This is a genomic window from Streptomyces sp. NPDC021224 (assembly GCF_044332905.1).
In the GTDB taxonomy this organism is placed as follows: domain Bacteria; phylum Actinomycetota; class Actinomycetes; order Streptomycetales; family Streptomycetaceae; genus Actinacidiphila.
Genome location: NZ_JBIRPW010000004.1, coordinates 62,574 through 78,503, shown reverse-complemented (window position 1 = coordinate 78,503; position 15,930 = coordinate 62,574). Strand labels below are relative to the sequence as shown.

Genomic DNA, 15,930 nt, shown 5'->3' with positions numbered 1-15,930 from the left:
ACGAGACGAGAGCGCAGACGTGACCACCGAACCACCACCCGCGGCCGACGAGCCGTCGCTGCCCGACGAGGTGTGGGAGCAGTTCGCCAACGACTCCGAGCGCGCGATACGCGCCACCGCGCCGAAGGAGCCCTCGGCGCGGGCCCGCATCGTCGCCCGCCGGTTGCGCGAGGACGACGAGAACGGCGTCACCGACGAGCCGCGCCGTCTCGGGCGGCGCCGCACCCGCCCGCACACCCCCTCGCAGCACGCCGCCGCATGGCGGCCCGACAACCGGCCGCCGCGCCGCCCGCTCACGCCCGGCGTGCGGCGGCTGCGCGCCTTCGCCGGGATCGTGCTGGTCGTCGCGGTCGCGCTCTTCCTGCTGGCGCCCAGCAGCGCGTGGTCCTGGATCAGCGGCTGAGCACCGGACGGCCCGCGGGCGGCCGGACCGGCCGCCCGCCGCTCAGCCCTCGGCGGGCTCGCCCGCCACGATGAGGTCCGACAGGTGCTCGGCGATCTCGGCCCGCAGCACCTCGGGGATGCCCGCGTCCGTCACCAGGGTGTCCACGTCCTCCAGCGCCGCGAACGAGCTGAGACCCACCGTGCCCCACTTGGTGTGGTCGGCGATCACCACGACCCGGCGGGCGGAGCGGACGAAATGCCGGTTGGTCTCGGCCTCCGCCAGGTTCGGCGTCGACAGGCCCGCCTCCACCGAGATGCCGTGCACGCCCAGGAAGAGCAGGTCGAAGTGCAGGGCCTGGATCGCCCGGTCCGCCACCGGCCCCACGAGCGTCTCCGAGGGGGTGCGCACCCCGCCGGTGATCACCACCGTCGCCGACCCCTCGCCGGGCGCGGCACCGGGCCGCCGCTGGTTGTTCTGGAAGACGTCGGCGACGCGCACCGAGTTGGTCACCACGGTCAGGTCCGGCACGTCCAGCAGATGGTGCGCGAGGGCGTACGCGGTCGTACCGCCGGCCAGCGCGATCGCGCTGCCGGGCGGCACCAGGGCGGCGGCGGCCGTCGCGATGGCCTCCTTCGCGCCCAGCTCCAGGCCCGACTTCGCCTCGAAGCCCGGCTCGTGGCTGCTGGCCTCGACGACCGGCACCGCGCCGCCGTGCACCTTCTCCACCACGCCCTGCCGGGCGAGGGCGTCCAGATCCCGCCGGACGGTCATGTCCGAGACGTTGAGCCGGCGCGTCAGCTCGTTGACGCGCACACCGCCGCGGCGGCGCACCTCGTCCAGGATCAGTGCCCTGCGCTGCTCGGCGAGGAGGTTCTGGTTGTCGCCCACCCGTGACCTCGTCTTCTGCGTCTTCTGCGTGCTCGGATCTTCCCGGTGCGACCGGCGGCCGCCGTGCGCCGCGGGCGCGTCTGCCCATCTTTCCACGTGGCGGCCGCCCTGCGCCCGGCGGCCGCCCTCTTCCGCCCCGCCCGGCACACGGGCGGAGGCCGCGCGGTTCAGGGCAGCTCGGGCAGATCCTCCGGGTACAGCAGCTGGAGTTCGTCGTGGGTGGGCTCGACGACGTGCGCCAGGCGCACCGCGTGCCGCTCCACCATCGCCTCGAACGCCTGCCGCGCCGCCCGGCCGTTGCCGAACGCGGGTCCCTTGGGAAGGGCGGTGAAGTACTTCAGCAGCGCCTCGCCCGCGTCGTCGCCGAGCCGGTACTCCTGCTCCGCGGCCTGCGACTCCACGATCCGCAGCAGCTCCTCGGCGGAGTAGTCGCCGAAGGTGATCGTCCGCGAGAAACGCGACGCCACACCGGGGTTGGAGGCCAGGAAGCGCTCCATCTCCGCGGTGTACCCGGCGACGATCACGACCACCGCGTCCCGGTGGTCCTCCATCAGCTTGACCAGGGTGTCGATCGCCTCCCGGCCGAAGTCCCGGCCGCCGTCCTCGGGCGCGAGCGCATACGCCTCGTCGATGAACAGCACACCGCCGCGGGCCCGTTCGAAGGCCTCCTGGGTGCGGATCGCGGTCGAGCCGATGTGCTCGCCCACCAGGTCGACCCGGGCCACCTCGACCAGGTGGCCGCGCTCCAGTACGTCGAGCGACGCCAGGATCTCGCCGTACAGCCGTGCCACGGTGGTCTTGCCCGTGCCGGGGGAGCCGGTGAAGACCAGGTGGCGGCGCGGGGAGGGCGCCTTGAGACCGGCCTCCAGGCGGCGGCGGCCCACCGCGATCATGTCGATGAGGGTGCGCACCTCGCGCTTGACGCCGTCCAGGCCGACCAGCGCGTCCAGTTCCGCCAGCACCTCGGTGCTCTCGCGCCCGGCGGCCGCCGCCGGCGCCGCGGCCTCCGTGGGCCCGGCGGACTGCTGCGGCACCCCGCCGAGCAGCCCGTACGACTGGCTGGCCGGCTGCCGCTGGGGCACCGGCGGCACGGTGACGGGAGCCGGTTCGGGCGTCGCGGCCCGGTCGCTCGTGCAGTCCTCGGTCACCGGGCCCGGCTCGGCGAACTCGTAACCGCCGCGGGCGCAGCGCTCGGTGCGGCAGCGGGTCAGTGTGGACCGGCAGCCGTCGATGATGTGGAAGCCGTAGCCCTTGCTGCCGGTCACCTTGCAGGCGGTGAAGGTGCCGCGGCCCTCCGCGGAGACGTAGATGCCGGATTCGGTCGTGTTGGTCACCGTGCAGCGCTCCAGCGCCGGGTCCGCGCCCTTGGTGACGATCACGCCGGTCGCCGCGGAGTCGATGGTGACCTGGGAGAAGGTGCCGCCGCTGCCGTGGTCGCGGAACCACGCGCCGGTCGCCGCGTCGCGGATCCGGCAGTCGTCCAGCTGGACGTTGGCGCCGTCGCTCACCGACACCGCGGTGTTGCGGATCTGCGTGAAGTCGCTGTCCACCACGTCGGCGCGCGAGCCGCGGTCCAGCACGAACAGCGCGTCCGGCACGTCGTGCACCCGGCAGTCGTCGATTATCGCCACGGCGCCGTCGCTGACCCACACCGCCGGGTAGTCGCCCGTACTGTCGTGGATCTCGCACGCGTTGGCGTCGGCCCTGGTGCCCGGGTCCCACACCGACAGGCCGTTGCGGCCGAACCGGCGGACCGTGCAGCGGGTCAGCGTGAGGACCGCGCGGGCCCGCAGGTCCACGGCGTTCTCGGGGATGTCGTGGACGTCGCAGTCGGACATCGCCAGCACCGCGTCGGAATCCAGCGAGATGCCGTCACCGGTGGTGCCGTGCACCCGGCAGTCGATCAGCTGGCCCGAGGCGCGCTGCGAGACGTGCAGGCCCGTGCCGCGCACTTCGAAGACCTCGCAGCCGACCGCCTCCAGCGAGCTGTGCTCGCCGGTGACCGACAGGCCCGAACCCGAGACGTGGTGCACCTTGCAGCGCTCCAGCCGCGGGCTGCCACCGTTCCGCACCGCGACGCCCGACTGACCGGCCGCGACCACCTCGCAGTCCTCGAACAGCCCGCCCGCCGCGTCCAGCACGCTGATGCCGACGCCCGCCGGGTTGTCCACGGTGCACCGCCGGGCGGTCGGCCGGGCGTTGTCCCGCACCTCGACGCCGACGGCCGAGCGCGCGTTCACCCGCAGCCCCGTCAGCTCCGGCGCGCAGCCCTCGACGAGCAGCGCGGCAGCCGTGCTGTCCTGGCCCTCGACCACCAGGTCGTGCACCGCGGCGGACGCCCGCACGGTCACCGCGACGCCCGACGCGGGGGCGATCCGGACCGTGCCGGGGCCCTCCGCGCAGCGCACCGTGACCGCGTGGTCTATCACCAGATTCTCGCGGTACGTGCCCGGACCGACCGTCAGCACGTCACCGTCGGCCGCCGCCGCCAGCGCATCGGCCATCGTGCCGTACTCGCCCGTGCGGCGACGCCACCGTGAACTGCCCGGGTTGGTGACCTGCACCACGCCATGTGCCATCGGGTTGCCCTGCCCCCACCTCTTGCGTCGGCCGACCGGGGATCAACCGTAGCGTGCGCGAAGGGGCGCTGTTGACGACGTCCCGTCAGGCGGGCGGCGCCGCCCGGCGCATCCGCCCGCGCACCGGGGCAACCCCGCGGCCGTCCCGTGCGCCGCCGCGTCAGCCACCGGCACCTGCCCGGCCCCAGTCCTGGCCGAACCGGGCCCACGCGCGATCCCAGGACAGCATCCTGCGCCGCGTCAGCCGCCACAGCAGCAACTGCCGGGCCAGCAGCACCGTGCCCGCCGCCACACCCGCGGCCGCCACCCCGGCGAGCGCGGCGTGCGCGGTGGCCGTCGCGCGGTCCAGCGGCGGCGCGACCAGCCTGCCCTGGCGGTCCGTCCACAGCAGCAGCCGCCCGCCGTGCCGGACTTCGAGCCCCAGCGGCACCTTCCCGGAGCGTGCCGTGCCGTCCGGCGCCGTCCAGCGCAGCACCTCCTCGCCGGCCGGATCGACCTCCCGGCCCGCCGCCCGCCCCGCGCCGGGCGCGGTCGTGGCGCCGCGCGCCGCGGACGCGGGCACCTCGGCGGCGGTGACGAGGCTGCGCTCGGTGCGCTGGACGCGCGCGACCCGGGTCAGCGCGCGGTCCACCGACTGGCCGGCCCACCAGCCGGCGAGCGGCACCGCGCACAGCAGCAGCACGGTGACCAGGCCGAGCCAGGCCTCGACGACATCGGAACGCCGCCGCAGCGGACTGCGCCGCCACCGCCACCCGAACCTGGTGCTCCTGCTCCGACGAGCCACGGCCGGCACCCCCTTCACCCGTCCCTACCGCCCGCATACCCGCGGGTGGCGCGGCCGACGCACGAGGCCGGCGGGATCCAGCCGGACGGGTCGCCGGTGCGTCACTCCAGAACGGTCAACGGATCCCCGACGCGCAGGGTTCCGGCGCCCTCGGGCACCAGGTTCTGCCCGAAGAGCAGGCCGGAGCCGACCTTGCGGTGCCGCGCCAGCGTCCGCAGCGGCTCCTTGCCGCGCACACCCGTCGACTGGTCGGTGGTGGTCACCACACAGCGCGAGCAGGGCTTGGCGACCCGCAGGACGACCTCGCCGATCCGCACCCGCCGCCAGCCGTCCTCGGCCCACGCGGCGGCGCCGTCGACCACCGCGTTGGGCCGGAAGCGGTTCATCGGCAGCGGACCCTCCCCGGGGCGGTCCCCGGCGGCGATCAGCGCGTTGAGGGCGTCGAGCGAGGAGGACGAGGCGAGCAGCAGCGGATAGCCGTCGGCGAGGCTCACGGTCTCGCCGGGCCGCGCGTAGGCCGGGTCGATGGGCCGCCGGACCGCGGGCTCGTCCAGGAACACCAGACGCACCGGCTCGCCGAGATACGCCCCGAACCACGCGTCCGCCGAACGGTCGGCCGCGACCACGTCGACCTTCCCGGAGAAGAGGCGCACGCCGCGCGGTTCCACCCCCGCAGGAGGCACGGCGACATCGAGGCCGGGCTGTCCGGGCGCGGACAGCCGCAGGCCGCCGCCGGGCAGCGGCAGGGCGGTCACCAGCGCCAGGCGTGCGTGCTCGCGCTGTGTCACGGCCGTACCAGCGGCGTCGACCAGCATCCAGCGGCGATCCCCCGCGAGCCCCCAGGGCTCGACCACCGCCTCGCGCACGCCGACGGCACGCAGCGACTTGACCGGATGGATGTTCAGGGCGCTCAGCGTCAGCGGACTCATGACGCCATGGTGCCAGCGCTTTCCCGCACAGGTCAGCCCTGGTAGTAACCTCCGCCGCCGTTGCCGAGGTTGCGCCGCGGGTACTGCTCCTCCGGGTGGCCGCCGGGGGCCTGGCGCGGCGGAACGGGACGCGGCGGCAGCGGGCGCGCGGCCTCGTGGCCGCCGGGCGGGGCCTGCTGCGGCATGCCGCCGCCGTAGCCGCCCGGGTGGCCGCCGGCCTGGCCGTTCACGGGCTGGCCCATCGGCCCGCCCATGGGCGCGCTGCCGGGCGGGAAACCGCCGCCGTTGAAGCCGCCGCTGCCGTTGAAGCCGTTGTTGGCGTAGCCGCCGCGGGGCGGCTGCGCCTGCTGCGGCACGTACGGCGCGGGCTGCTGCGGGTAGCCGCCGCCCGGGTAGCCGCTCGGCGCCGGAGGCTGCGGCGGCTGGTACGAGGGCGACGACGGGCCGGCCGGGAGGGCGGGCAGTGCCGGCCGGGTGGCGGGCAGGTTGGCGCCGTAACCGGTGGGCATCCCCGAGTCGAAACCGGAATACGGCGTCGGTACGCGGATCGGGGCGATCTGCGGCGTGCCGCGCTCGGCGACGAGGCTGTCGTAGATCGGGGTGTCCGGGAAGGACGCAGACGAGGGGTAGCCGCCGTAGCCGCCACCGTACGAACCGCGGGGGGTGGTCATGAGCCATAAGTTAAGCCCACGATGTGGTCGTTGGGGAGACCGATTAGAGGGTTGTTTGACGGGTGTTTGACGGCTCCCTCGTGGCACGATGTCCCCAATACGAGCGAATCCCCGGAAACCGGTCATGGAAGAGTGCTGTGATCAGGTAAAAGGCGTGCGCTGGAAGGGCCGCCGGGGGGACGCGACGCACCGGGGGAGGACGGCAGTGCTGCTGCGCAGGGGGGAAAGCGTCCGTTTGCCGAGCGCGGAAGTCCGGTTGGAGTTCCGCCGCGGCACGGGCCAGGGCGTACCGCGGGCCGAACTGTGCGCGCTCCTGCTCGCGGACGGCGCGGTGCGCGGCCCGGCCGACCTCGTCGGCGGCGGAGCCCCCGCGCACCCTTCGGGAGCCGTCACCCACACGGGGGAGAAGAGCACGGACGGCCCCGCCGTCGACATCCTCGTGCTCGACCTGGCATCACTCGAAAGTGCGGTCACCGCGGTGCTCGTGGTGATCCGTGCCGAAGGCGGGCCCGCCGCACGGATCCCCGCCCCGCGGCTCGGCGCGCTCACCGGGGGCAGGCCCGTGCGGTGCGAACTGCCCGGTGTCACCGGCGGACCCGCGACCGTGGTCGGCGAGTGCTACCGGGAGGGCGGGCAGTGGTGGCTGCGCGCCGTGTCCCGGACCGCGCCGCCGCTTCCCGTCCCCGCCGCCGCTGCCGCCGTCCGGCGGTCGGGGGGTCGGGCGGGCCGCCGTGACGCGGGCGGTACGCGGCTCGGGCCGGGGGTGCTGCGGATCGCCTGTGACGGCGCGTTGGGCGCGGAGGGCGCGGAGGGCGCGGAGGGCGCCGGGCGCGCGGAGTTGGGCGCGCTCTTCGAGCTCGCCGACGGCCGCAAGGGAGTGGTCCAGGCCCTCGGTGGCGCCACCGGGGCGCTGTGGCTGCCGCCGTACGTCCAGCTCGACGCGGAGGGCGGCAGGGCCGAACTGACCGTCAACCTCGATCAGGCGGTGCGTTTTCGCCGTGTGCTGGTCTTCCTCGCGCTGCGCGGCGGGACCTTCGCGGAGGCGGGCGGCACGGTGGAGGTACGGCCCGAGCACGGGCCGCCGGCGGACTTCACGCTCGGGGCCCCCGGGGGTGAGTCCGCGGTGTGCGCGCTCCTGCTGCTCACGCGGGAGCGGGTGGGGGCGGGGGTGGGGGTGGGCGAGGTGCTGCGGATGCGGCGCGAGGCCCGCTACCTCCCGGCCCGTCCGGGCCTCAGCCCTCAACGCACGGTGGATTACGCGTACGGGTGGGCTCTGCGCTGGGTTCCCGCGGAGGGGTGAGCTCGCGCTTGCGCTCCGGGGTGGCTTGTTGCGGTTCGCCGCGCGACCTTCTGCCGGTGGGGGGTTGCTCGCGCCGTTCTCCCCCAGAGCTTCGCCTGGGAGGTGCCCCCACGCGCCTCTTTGCGCGGCGCGCCGCAGGCTGGGTCGGGGGCCGCCACGGGGCACCTCCTCGGAATGCGCGTTCGGCCTCGTACCGAGTTGGTGAGCTCCTCCCAGCGCATTCCTGCGGGGGCACCCCGCACCGTCCCCCTCCGGGCCGGTCCGGCGGCTGCCTGCCGGTGGGGAAGACCTTGTCGGGGCGAGGGCACCCGTTTTCCCGCGACGGGGGTTGCTGGTGTGGGGGGAGGGTTCTCGTTTTCAGGGGCGCGTGGGGGCACCTCCCAGGCGGAGCCTGGGGGAGAACTGCGTGACCAGCCACGACGGCGGGACGGTCGCGACGACCACCGCACCAGGCACCCCGGGGTGAAAGGGGGGCACCCCAGGCGTAGCGGTGCCGCCCCGCAGGGGCTACGTGGGGTCAGGGCGGGAGTACGTGCGGCCCTTCCAGGCCGCTCCGCGACCGCGGTAATGCTGGATCGCGGAGTCGACGGTCATGAGGAGGTAGAGCGCCGCGGTCCAGGGGAGGGTGAGGGCCAGCCACAGGGGCTGGGCGTAGTAGCGGAGCATCGGCAGGTACGTGAGGGTCATGAGCGCCCACGCGGCGGCGCCCGCCGCGCACAGGGGCCAGGTGGCGGTGGCGGCGCCGCCGATCGCCGCGGCGGGCGGGACGAGGTAGATGAGGGCGAGCCCGAGGACGGTGCCGGCGAGGACCAGGGGGTTGTGCCGGAGCTGGGCGTAGGCGCTGCGGGCGACCATCCGCCACAGTTCACCGAGGTGCGGGTAGGGGCGGACGCTGTCGACGCGTTCGGCCAGACCGAGCCAGATCCGTCCGCCGGAGCGCTTGACCGCGCGGGCGAGGGCGACGTCGTCGATCACGGACTGCCGGATGCTGTCCGGCACTCCCGCCGCGTCCACGGCGGAGGCGCGGATCAGGACGCAGCCGCCCGCGGCCGCGGCGGTGCGGGAGCGGTGCCGGTTGATCCAGCGGAAGGGGTAGAGCTGCGCGAAGAAGTACACGAACGCCGGCACGATCAGCCGCTCCCAGCCGGTCTCGACGCGCAGCCGGGCCATCAGGGACACCATGTCGAGGTCCGCGCCGGTGGCGGCCGCGGCGAGTGCGTGCAGGCTGTCCGGGCGGTGTGCGATGTCGGCGTCGGTGAGCAGCAGGTAGTCCGCGCCGGTGCGCTCGCGGGCGAGGGCGACGCCGTGCCGTACGGCCCACAGCTTGCCGGTCCAGCCGGCGGGCGGCTCGCCGGGGGAGGTGACGGTGAGGGGCAGGCCGCCGTGCCGGGCGGCGAGCTGCCGGGCGAGGTCCCCGGTGCCGTCGGTGCTGCCGTCGTCGACGAGGAAGACCTCGGCGCGTCCGGGGTAGTCCTGGGCCAGCAGGGACGGCAGGCTCGTCCCGAGCACCTCCGCCTCGTCACGCGCGGGCACCACGACGGCGACCGCGGGCCACCGCTCGGGTTCGGTCTCCGCGCGCGGCAGCCGGACGTCCGTGCGCCAGAAGAGCCCCTGTCCCAGCAGCAGCCACACCCATACGAGCAGGGACAGCCCTGCGATCACTGTCGTCACCGTCACCCGCGCAGTCTGCCGCACCGCGGGTGCCGCCCGGCGGTGCGGTCCCGGCGGCGCCTATTGTGAAGGCGTGAAGATCGCACTCGTGGACTCCGGGATCGGACTGCTGGCCGCCGCCGCGGCCGTACGGGCCCTGCGGCCGGACGCCGACCTGGTGCTGTCGTGCGACCCGGCGGGGATGCCCTGGGGGCCGCGGACCGCGCAGGACGTCAGCGACCGGGCGCTGCGCTGCGCGCTGGACGCCGCCGAGCGCGGTCCCGACGCGCTGATCGTCGCCTGCAACACCGCGTCCGTGCACGCGCTGACCGCGGTGCGGGCGGCGCTGGAGCCGGGCCTGCCGGTGGTGGGGACGGTGCCCGCGATCAAGCCCGCGGCGGCGGGCGGCGGCGCTGTCGCCGTCTGGGCGACGCCGGCGACCACGGGCAGCGCCTACCAGCGCGAGCTGATCGCCGAGTTCGGCGGCGCCGCCGAGGTGACCGAGGTGCCCTGCCCGGGTCTGGCCGCCGCCGTGGAGGCGGGTGACGCCGCGGCGGTACGGGCGGCGGTGGCCGCAGCCGCGGCGCTGACCCCGGCGGGGGTGCGGGCGGTCGTGCTGGGCTGCACGCACTACGAGCTGGTCGCCGACCGGATCGCGGCGGCCGTGCCCGGCGCCGAGCTGTTCGGCTCGGCGGGGGCGGTGGCGGCGCAGGCGCTGCGCCGGATCGCCGCCGCGGGGGGCGTGCCGGAGGGCGGCGGCGGCCTGGAGGTGCTGCTCAACGGGGTGAGCGCGCCGCTCCAGGAAACCGCGGCGGCCTACCCGCAGGGCGCGGTGCTCGCCGTGACACCCGCCACGGCTTGACGTGCCGGGGCTGCCCGAATCGTGCCGGGTGAGTACGCTTCGAGCATGACGCACGCTCCTCGCTCGGAGTCCGTCGCGCCTCAGGTGTGGACGGGCCGCGCCAGCAACCGCATGCAGTGGGTCCTCGCCGTCGTGGGTGCCGCCTGCCTCGCACTCGGCATCGAGCTGGCCGTCGACCAGCCGGCCACGACCGATCTCGTACCCCTGGTGATGTCCGTCGTCGGCTGCCTGGCCGCCGGACTGCTGATCCTCTTCGGCACGGTCGCCTTCACGCATGTGAAGGTGCAGGTCGACCGCGAGTGCGTGGAGGTGCGCTGCGGGCACATCGGGCTGCCGCGCCGCCGGATCCCGCTCGCGGACGTCAGCGGCGCCCGGCTGGCCCCGCTGATCAGCCCACGCAGCTGGGGCGGCTGGGGCTACCGGTGGCGCCCGGAGAAGGGCACGGCGGTGATCGTCCGGCGCGGCCCCGGCATCGTCATCGACCTCGGCGGCGACCGCCGCTTCACGGTGACGGTCGACGACCCCGAGGGCGCGGTGCAGGCCATCGCCGCGTGGCTGCGGCTGCGCGCCCCGCTGGCCAGCCCCTGACGGCGGACCCCGCTCCGTCACCCGTACGGCTCAGTCCGGAGGCGGGAGCTGTTCGGCCGCGAGCGGGCGGGCCGTCGCCAGACCGGCGAGGAAACCGGCGCCCGCGGTGACGACGGCGTAGCTGAGCACATGGTCGACGGCCGCAAGCATGGCCAGGCCGGTGAGCGTGGCGGCGGCGGTCAGGACGACGGGGGTGGGGCGCGGCGAGCGCCACAGCGCCGTGAGCAGCCATCCGAAGGAGACGGCCAGCAGCACCACCCCCGGAACGCCCTGCTCGGCGGCGAGCTGGAGCGGCGCGGACTGCGGCGAGGCGGAGGACGGCCCCTCGGCGGGCGTCACCTCGGGATACGTGTCGGCTCCGGGGGTGTCGGCGGGGATCGCGGCGGCGAAGCGTTCCGGGCCCACCCCGCGCAGCGGATGGTCCTCGGCGAGGGTGACGGCCTGGTGCCACAGCTCCACCCGCGGCTGGGTGAGCTGGCCGGTGAGCGACGCCGACAGGCCCGCGGGCAGCGCGTCCACCGCGACCGCGCAGGTCGTGCCCACCGCGAGGGCGGCGGCCAGGGCCAGCGCGGCCAGCGCGGGGAGCCTGCGGCGGAGCCGGGCAGCGGCGAGCGAGCACAGCACGACGGCCACGCCCGCCGCGAACCCGGCGGCCGAGCCCAGGGCCAGCGCGGCGGCTGCGGCGCCGAGCCCCGCCGCGCGCAGCGCCGCCCGCCGCAGCCTGCTGCGTACCGTCCAGGCGGCGCAGCACGCGGCGCCGGTGGCCAGCACCAGCAGCGCCGCGTCGGCGTTCGGGTAGCCGAGTGGCGGCGCCTCGGGGCGGGCGGTCGGCCGGCCGTCCGGGGCGAGGACCAGGGCCAGGACGGTGAGGGCGGCGGCGGTGGGCGCGAGCGTGGGCAGCAGCGCCCCCAGGATGCGGCCGAGCGCGTACCCGGCGGTGACGGCGAGGACCGCGAGCAGCGTGCCCTCCGGCCGGGCGGGGCGTCCCGCAGCGGCGACCAGTGCCCAGACCGAGGCGCAGCCGAGCACCGCGATCCCGGCCGCGTCGGTGAGGCCGCTGCCCCGGCGGCGCCCCCCGGCGTGCCCGTCCGGACCGTGCGGCGCGCGGCGCGCGCGTGCGGCGCCCGGCGGTTCGCCGGCCGTCGTGTCCATGCCCCCCGATACCCCCTGACCCACGGGGGCGCGACGGACTGCCGTCGGGCCCCCGTTCCCCGTGCGGGCGCTCTGTCCGGGTCACGGTAACGGCTGGGCGGGCCGCGGGGGACGGTTGCGCGGCAAGCTTGTCGTCCTTGGGATACGTGGTGCGGATGTGGTGTTCACCTGGTATCTCGTAGGCTCGGGCCATGGCGACTCCGCAATTCATCCTGGACATCCGTGCCAAGGCGGGCGACACGCTGCTCTTCCTGCCGGGCGTGGTGATGGTGGTGTTCGACGACCGCGGGAGGGTCCTGCTGAACCGGCGGACCGACACCGGCAGGTGGGCGCTGCTCAGCGGCATCCCCGACCCCGGCGAGCAGCCCGCGGAGGCGGCCGTGCGGGAGGTCGAGGAGGAGACCGGCGTCCTGGCGATCGTGGAGCGGGTGCTGAGCGTCTTCACCAACGAACCGGTGGTCTACCCCAACGGCGACCACGCGCAGTACATCGACATCGTGCTGCGCTGCCGCGCGGTCGGCGGGCAGGCGCGGGTCAACGACGACGAGTCGCTGGACGTGCGCTGGTTCGCGGTGGACGAACTGCCCGAGCTCGGCCCGACCGCCCGCGGCCGTATCGAACTGGCGCTGCGCGACGACCCCACGTGGTTCGCTCCCGCCGCGCCCCCCGGCGGCGCCGACCGCGGTTTCCCGGCGCCCTGAGCGACGGCCCCCGAGAAGCACCCCGCCCCCGCCGCGATGTCACATCGCGCCGTGCGGCGCCCCTCTGACCGGCAGGAGCCGGGAGGGCGCGCCGAGCGCACCGGCTCGTCCGCGTAAGCGCCCTCCGCCCCGCACGGGACGGAGGGCGCCTTACGACCACGAGGCCGCGAGCGCGCGCACGTTCGCGGCGAGGAGGGAAAAGTGAGATCAATGCGGGGCAACCCGTGGGCGGTCCTCTCCGTGCTGTCCGTCGGGTTCTTCATGACGCTGCTCGACCTGACCATCGTCAACATCGCCATTCCCGACATGGTGGGCCGGCTGGGCGCCTCTCTCGACCAGATCCTGTGGATCACCAACGCCTACACGCTCGCGCTCGCCGTACTGCTGATCACCGCGGGCCGACTGGGCGACCTGAACGGCAAGAAGAACCTCTTCATCGGCGGCGTCGCGCTGTTCACCGTGGCCAGCCTCGCGTGCGGGCTGGCGCAGGACCCGAGCCAGCTGATCACCTTCCGCGCGGTGCAGGGCGTGGGCGCGGCGATGCTGCTGCCGCAGACGCTCTCGCTCATCGTGGACGTCTTCCCGCCCGGCAAGCGCGGCGCCGCGCTCGGGGTGTGGGGCGTCGTCGCCGGGGTGTCGGGCGCGGCGGGACCGACGGTGGGCGGCCTGCTGGTCACCCGGCTGGACTGGCGCTGGATCTTCTTCGTCAACGTCCCGCTCGGCGTGCTGTGCGTCATCGGCGCGCTGGTGTGGTTCCCGGCGCCGGTGCGCACCGTGCGGCACCGCTTCGACGTGCCCGGCACGCTGCTGTCCACGCTCGCGCTGTTCCTGCTGACGTTCGGCCTGACCGAGGGCCAGCGCTACGACTGGAACGGCTGGATCGTCGCCTGCCTGGCCGCCTCCGCGGTGGTCGGGGCGGGCTTCCTGCTGCACCAGCGCGGCCGCCAGGACGGTGAACCGCTGGTGCCCTTCGCGCTCTTCCGGGACCGCAACTTCACGCTCATGAACGTCGTCGGCGTCGCCATCTCCTTCGGCATCGTCGGCCTCTTCCTGCCGCTCACCGTCTACCTCCAGTCGGTCCTGGGCTACAGCGCGCTCAAGGCCGGGGTGGTGCTGCTGCCGCTGTCGGTCGGCACCTTCGTGACGGCCGGGCCCGCCTCGGTGCTCGCCGACAAGCTGGGCGCCAAGTACATCCTGCTGGCCGGGCTGCTGCTGTTCGGCGGGGGCCTGGCGTGGATCGCGCTCGCCGCGGACGCCGGCGGCAGCTGGAAAGGCGTCGTGACTCCGCTGTTCCTGATGGGCCTGGGCACCGGGTGCACCTTCTCGCCGATGGCGGGCGAGGCGATGCGCAATGTGCCGCCGCAGCTGACCGGCGCCGCTTCGGGCGTCAACAACGCGCTGCGGCAGATGGGTTCGGTGCTCGCCGGGGCCGTCGTCGGGGCGGTGCTCCAGGGGCGGTTCGCGGCCGGGCTGAAGGACCAGGCCGCGCGGCACGCGGGCGAGGTGCCGGCCGCCTACCGCACCGCCTTCGTGCACGGCTTCGACGCGTCCGGGCGGCGGCTGGACGTCGCGGCCGGGACGGCGGGGCCGGCGCTGCCGAAGGACGTCCCGGCAGGCACCGCCGCGCGGGTCCGGGAGGTGGCGGGCACGGTCTTCGGGCACGGCTTCGTCGACGCCATGGGACCGACGCTGCTGGTCTCCGTCGGCGTGCTCGCGGTGGGCGCGCTGAGCTGCCTGTTCGTCAAGCCGCACGCGGGCGCGTCGGGCAACCCGCACGGGCTGCCGATGACGGAGGAGGAGATCGCGGCGGCGCGGACGGGGGCGGCTGCCGCCGGATGAGGCGGGGAGGGCGGGGTGACGGCACGGTGGCCGACGCGGTCCTGACGGGGCGTCGCAGACGCGGTCGCGCGGTCGTACAAACATTCGTCATATAGCGTCTGGCCAGCGGACTTTGTCAGTGGTCGGCGGTAAAATGGACAGTGTTCGAGAGGTTCGGCCGACGCCGCAGGAGGTTGCCGATGCCCGCTGCCGTACTGTCCCCGCCGAAGGGCCCGCTGAGGAGTCCGCTGCCGAAGCGGGCGCTGCCCGCCGGCCGTCCGCGTGCGTGGTACATCGCGCACAACCGGCGGCTGAAGTCCATGCGCCTGGTGATCGCCCTGCTCGACGCGGGCGTGTACGAACCGGCCCAGGCCGGGAACGGGCGGATACGCGACGCCGCCGAGCGGATCGGTGTCCACGAGCCGTCCGACACCACCTGCCGCATGGTCCGCACGCTGCTGGTCTACGGGCGCTGAGCCGTCCGCGGCCCCTCCTCCCGCATGACGGGGGAGGGGCCGCGGGTCCGCCGCTCAGACCTTGCGGTAGGCGTACGCGTCCGCGGCGGCCGCCGCCACGGCGTCCAGGTCGGCGCCGGTCGAGGCGGTGACCACGGCGGCGACCGCGCCCTCCAGGAAGGGGGCGTCCACCAGCCGCGTCCCCGCGGGCAGCTCCTCGTCCGCGAGCAGCGCCTTGACGGTGAGCACCGCGCTGCCCAGGTCCGCGAGCACCGCCACCCCCGCGCCCTGGTCCACCGAGGTCGCTGCGGCCGCTATCAGATCGGAGCTGGTGCCGAAGCCGCCGTCCGGGGCGCCGCCCGCGGGGGCGACGGGCACGGTGGTGCCCGCCCCGCTGAGTCCTGCGGCCAGGTCGGCGACCGCCTGGGCGGCCTGCGCGCTGTGCGAGACCAGCACTATGCCGACGAGCGGGGTGCTCATGCGTCCTCCCGTGCTGCCTCGGTGAAGGCCTCTACGAGCAGCGCCGAGGATGTCGCGCCCGGATCCTGGTGGCCGACGCTGCGCTCGCCCAGGTAGCTGGCCCGGCCCTTGCGGGCCCGCATCGGCGTGGTCGCCGTCGCCCCCGCCCCGGCCGCCTCCGCCGCCGCGGCGAACGCCCCGGCCGTGTCCTGGCCCGCGTCCAGCGCGCCGCCGAGCGCGTCGACGGCCGGCAGCAGCGCGTCCAGCATCGTCTTGTCGCCCGGCACCGCGCCGCCCAGCTGCGCGACCCCGTCCACCCCGGCGCGCAGCGCGTCCCGCAGCCGCGCCACGGACACCGCCGGCTCCTCGCCCAGCTCCTTGCCGGCCCGGCGCAGCAGCGTCCCGTACAGTGGCCCGGAAGCGCCGCCGACGGTGCTGATCAGCGTGCGGCCCACCAGCACCAGCACGGCGCCCGGGGTCTGCGGCGCCTCCTGCTCGACCGCGGTCCGCGCGGCCAGGAAGCCGCGCCGCATGTTCGCGCCGTGGTCGGCGTCGCCGATGGGGGAGTCCAGCTCGGTCAGCCGCGCGGCCTCGCGTTCGACGGCGGCGGTCGCCGCCGCGAGCCAGCGGCGGGCGAACGCCGCGTCGACCGGCGCCTCGGGATCGGGGGTTGCGTTCATCGGGGTCGCGCGGTCCTTTCGCCGGTGGT

Annotated in this window: 16 protein-coding genes; 7 read left to right on the top strand and 9 right to left on the bottom strand. The window is 75.4% G+C overall.

The features are described 5' to 3' along the window. Window positions 1-19: 19 nt before the first annotated feature. Window positions 20-403, top strand: a complete 384-nt coding sequence (locus ACH4PY_RS12040; protein ID WP_398179561.1) for a hypothetical protein — start codon at window positions 20-22, stop codon at window positions 401-403. 42 nt (window positions 404-445) lie between these two features. Here the strand turns inward: ACH4PY_RS12040 and ACH4PY_RS12035 are convergent, their stop codons facing one another. The 5 genes from ACH4PY_RS12035 to ACH4PY_RS12015 form a co-directional block, all read right to left on the bottom strand. Further along, window positions 446-1,273, bottom strand: coding sequence for a DeoR/GlpR family DNA-binding transcription regulator (locus ACH4PY_RS12035; protein WP_398179558.1), 828 nt, complete (start codon window positions 1,271-1,273; stop codon window positions 446-448). Window positions 1,274-1,440: 167 nt separating this feature from the next. Next, window positions 1,441-3,852 (bottom strand): right-handed parallel beta-helix repeat-containing protein, encoded by a 2,412-nt coding sequence (locus ACH4PY_RS12030; protein ID WP_398179555.1) that lies wholly within the window; start codon window positions 3,850-3,852, stop codon window positions 1,441-1,443. 160 nt (window positions 3,853-4,012) lie between these two features. Then, entirely contained in the window at window positions 4,013-4,636 is a 624-nt protein-coding gene (locus ACH4PY_RS12025) for a hypothetical protein (protein ID WP_398179552.1), read from the bottom strand. A gap of 101 nt (window positions 4,637-4,737) precedes the next feature. Next, window positions 4,738-5,565, bottom strand: a complete 828-nt coding sequence (locus tag ACH4PY_RS12020) for an MOSC domain-containing protein (protein ID WP_398179549.1) — start codon at window positions 5,563-5,565, stop codon at window positions 4,738-4,740. Between the two features lie 32 nt (window positions 5,566-5,597). Next, on the bottom strand, window positions 5,598-6,236 hold the full coding sequence (locus ACH4PY_RS12015; protein WP_398179546.1) for a DUF6643 family protein: 639 nt from the start codon (window positions 6,234-6,236) through the stop codon (window positions 5,598-5,600). A gap of 235 nt (window positions 6,237-6,471) precedes the next feature. Here ACH4PY_RS12015 and ACH4PY_RS12010 point away from each other — a divergent pair, with 235 nt between their 5' ends. Next, on the top strand, window positions 6,472-7,536 hold the full coding sequence (locus tag ACH4PY_RS12010; protein ID WP_398179543.1) for a Tellurium resistance: 1,065 nt from the start codon (window positions 6,472-6,474) through the stop codon (window positions 7,534-7,536). A 507-nt stretch (window positions 7,537-8,043) separates the two neighbouring features. Here the strand turns inward: ACH4PY_RS12010 and ACH4PY_RS12005 are convergent. Continuing rightward, entirely contained in the window at window positions 8,044-9,213 is a 1,170-nt protein-coding gene (locus ACH4PY_RS12005; RefSeq protein WP_398179540.1) for a glycosyltransferase, read from the bottom strand. A gap of 67 nt (window positions 9,214-9,280) precedes the next feature. On the opposite strand from ACH4PY_RS12005, the gene ACH4PY_RS12000 reads away from it, so the two are divergent. Both ACH4PY_RS12000 and ACH4PY_RS11995 read left to right on the top strand, forming a co-directional pair. Beyond that, complete coding sequence (locus tag ACH4PY_RS12000; protein ID WP_398179537.1) at window positions 9,281-10,048, top strand: glutamate racemase; 768 nt, start codon at window positions 9,281-9,283, stop codon at window positions 10,046-10,048. A gap of 45 nt (window positions 10,049-10,093) precedes the next feature. Then, complete coding sequence (locus tag ACH4PY_RS11995; protein ID WP_398179535.1) at window positions 10,094-10,636, top strand: hypothetical protein; 543 nt, start codon at window positions 10,094-10,096, stop codon at window positions 10,634-10,636. 30 nt (window positions 10,637-10,666) lie between these two features. On the opposite strand, the gene ACH4PY_RS11990 is transcribed toward ACH4PY_RS11995, so the two are convergent. Continuing rightward, entirely contained in the window at window positions 10,667-11,788 is a 1,122-nt protein-coding gene (locus tag ACH4PY_RS11990; protein ID WP_398179532.1) for an O-antigen ligase family protein, read from the bottom strand. Between the two features lie 191 nt (window positions 11,789-11,979). On the opposite strand from ACH4PY_RS11990, the gene ACH4PY_RS11985 reads away from it, so the two are divergent. From ACH4PY_RS11985 to ACH4PY_RS11975, 3 genes are all read left to right on the top strand, one after another. Continuing rightward, window positions 11,980-12,489 (top strand): NUDIX hydrolase, encoded by a 510-nt coding sequence (locus ACH4PY_RS11985; RefSeq protein WP_398179529.1) that lies wholly within the window; start codon window positions 11,980-11,982, stop codon window positions 12,487-12,489. 210 nt (window positions 12,490-12,699) lie between these two features. Continuing rightward, the gene (locus ACH4PY_RS11980; protein ID WP_398180806.1) at window positions 12,700-14,328 is read left to right on the top strand and encodes a DHA2 family efflux MFS transporter permease subunit; all 1,629 of its coding nucleotides are present in this window, start codon (window positions 12,700-12,702) and stop codon (window positions 14,326-14,328) included. Between the two features lie 179 nt (window positions 14,329-14,507). After that, on the top strand, window positions 14,508-14,783 hold the full coding sequence (locus tag ACH4PY_RS11975) for a hypothetical protein (protein WP_398179526.1): 276 nt from the start codon (window positions 14,508-14,510) through the stop codon (window positions 14,781-14,783). Window positions 14,784-14,837: 54 nt separating this feature from the next. Here ACH4PY_RS11975 and ACH4PY_RS11970 read toward each other — a convergent pair whose 3' ends face one another. Both ACH4PY_RS11970 and dhaL read right to left on the bottom strand, forming a co-directional pair. After that, on the bottom strand, window positions 14,838-15,242 hold the full coding sequence (locus ACH4PY_RS11970) for a PTS-dependent dihydroxyacetone kinase phosphotransferase subunit DhaM (RefSeq protein WP_398179523.1): 405 nt from the start codon (window positions 15,240-15,242) through the stop codon (window positions 14,838-14,840). Further along, a complete protein-coding gene (dhaL, locus tag ACH4PY_RS11965) occupies window positions 15,239-15,901 on the bottom strand; it encodes a dihydroxyacetone kinase subunit DhaL (protein ID WP_398179520.1) in 663 nt (220 codons plus the stop codon). The genes ACH4PY_RS11970 and dhaL overlap by 4 nt, the downstream gene beginning before the upstream one ends. Window positions 15,902-15,930 lie beyond the last annotated feature (29 nt).

Excerpts from the sequence above, each read along its gene's own strand:
- ACH4PY_RS12030 (WP_398179555.1), bottom strand. The coding sequence starts at position 3,852 with ATGGCACATGGCGTGGTGCAGGTCACCAACCCGGGCAGTTCACGGTGG.
- ACH4PY_RS12020 (WP_398179549.1), bottom strand. The coding sequence starts at position 5,565 with ATGAGTCCGCTGACGCTGAGCGCCCTGAACATCCATCCGGTCAAGTCG.
- ACH4PY_RS12015 (WP_398179546.1), bottom strand. The coding sequence starts at position 6,236 with ATGACCACCCCCCGCGGTTCGTACGGTGGCGGCTACGGCGGCTACCCC.
- ACH4PY_RS11995 (WP_398179535.1), top strand. The coding sequence starts at position 10,094 with ATGACGCACGCTCCTCGCTCGGAGTCCGTCGCGCCTCAGGTGTGGACG.
- ACH4PY_RS11990 (WP_398179532.1), bottom strand. The coding sequence starts at position 11,788 with ATGGACACGACGGCCGGCGAACCGCCGGGCGCCGCACGCGCGCGCCGC.
- ACH4PY_RS11985 (WP_398179529.1), top strand. The coding sequence starts at position 11,980 with ATGGCGACTCCGCAATTCATCCTGGACATCCGTGCCAAGGCGGGCGAC.
- ACH4PY_RS11980 (WP_398180806.1), top strand. The coding sequence starts at position 12,700 with ATGCGGGGCAACCCGTGGGCGGTCCTCTCCGTGCTGTCCGTCGGGTTC.
- ACH4PY_RS11975 (WP_398179526.1), top strand. The coding sequence starts at position 14,508 with ATGCCCGCTGCCGTACTGTCCCCGCCGAAGGGCCCGCTGAGGAGTCCG.
- ACH4PY_RS11970 (WP_398179523.1), bottom strand. The coding sequence starts at position 15,242 with ATGAGCACCCCGCTCGTCGGCATAGTGCTGGTCTCGCACAGCGCGCAG.
- dhaL (WP_398179520.1), bottom strand. The coding sequence starts at position 15,901 with ATGAACGCAACCCCCGATCCCGAGGCGCCGGTCGACGCGGCGTTCGCC.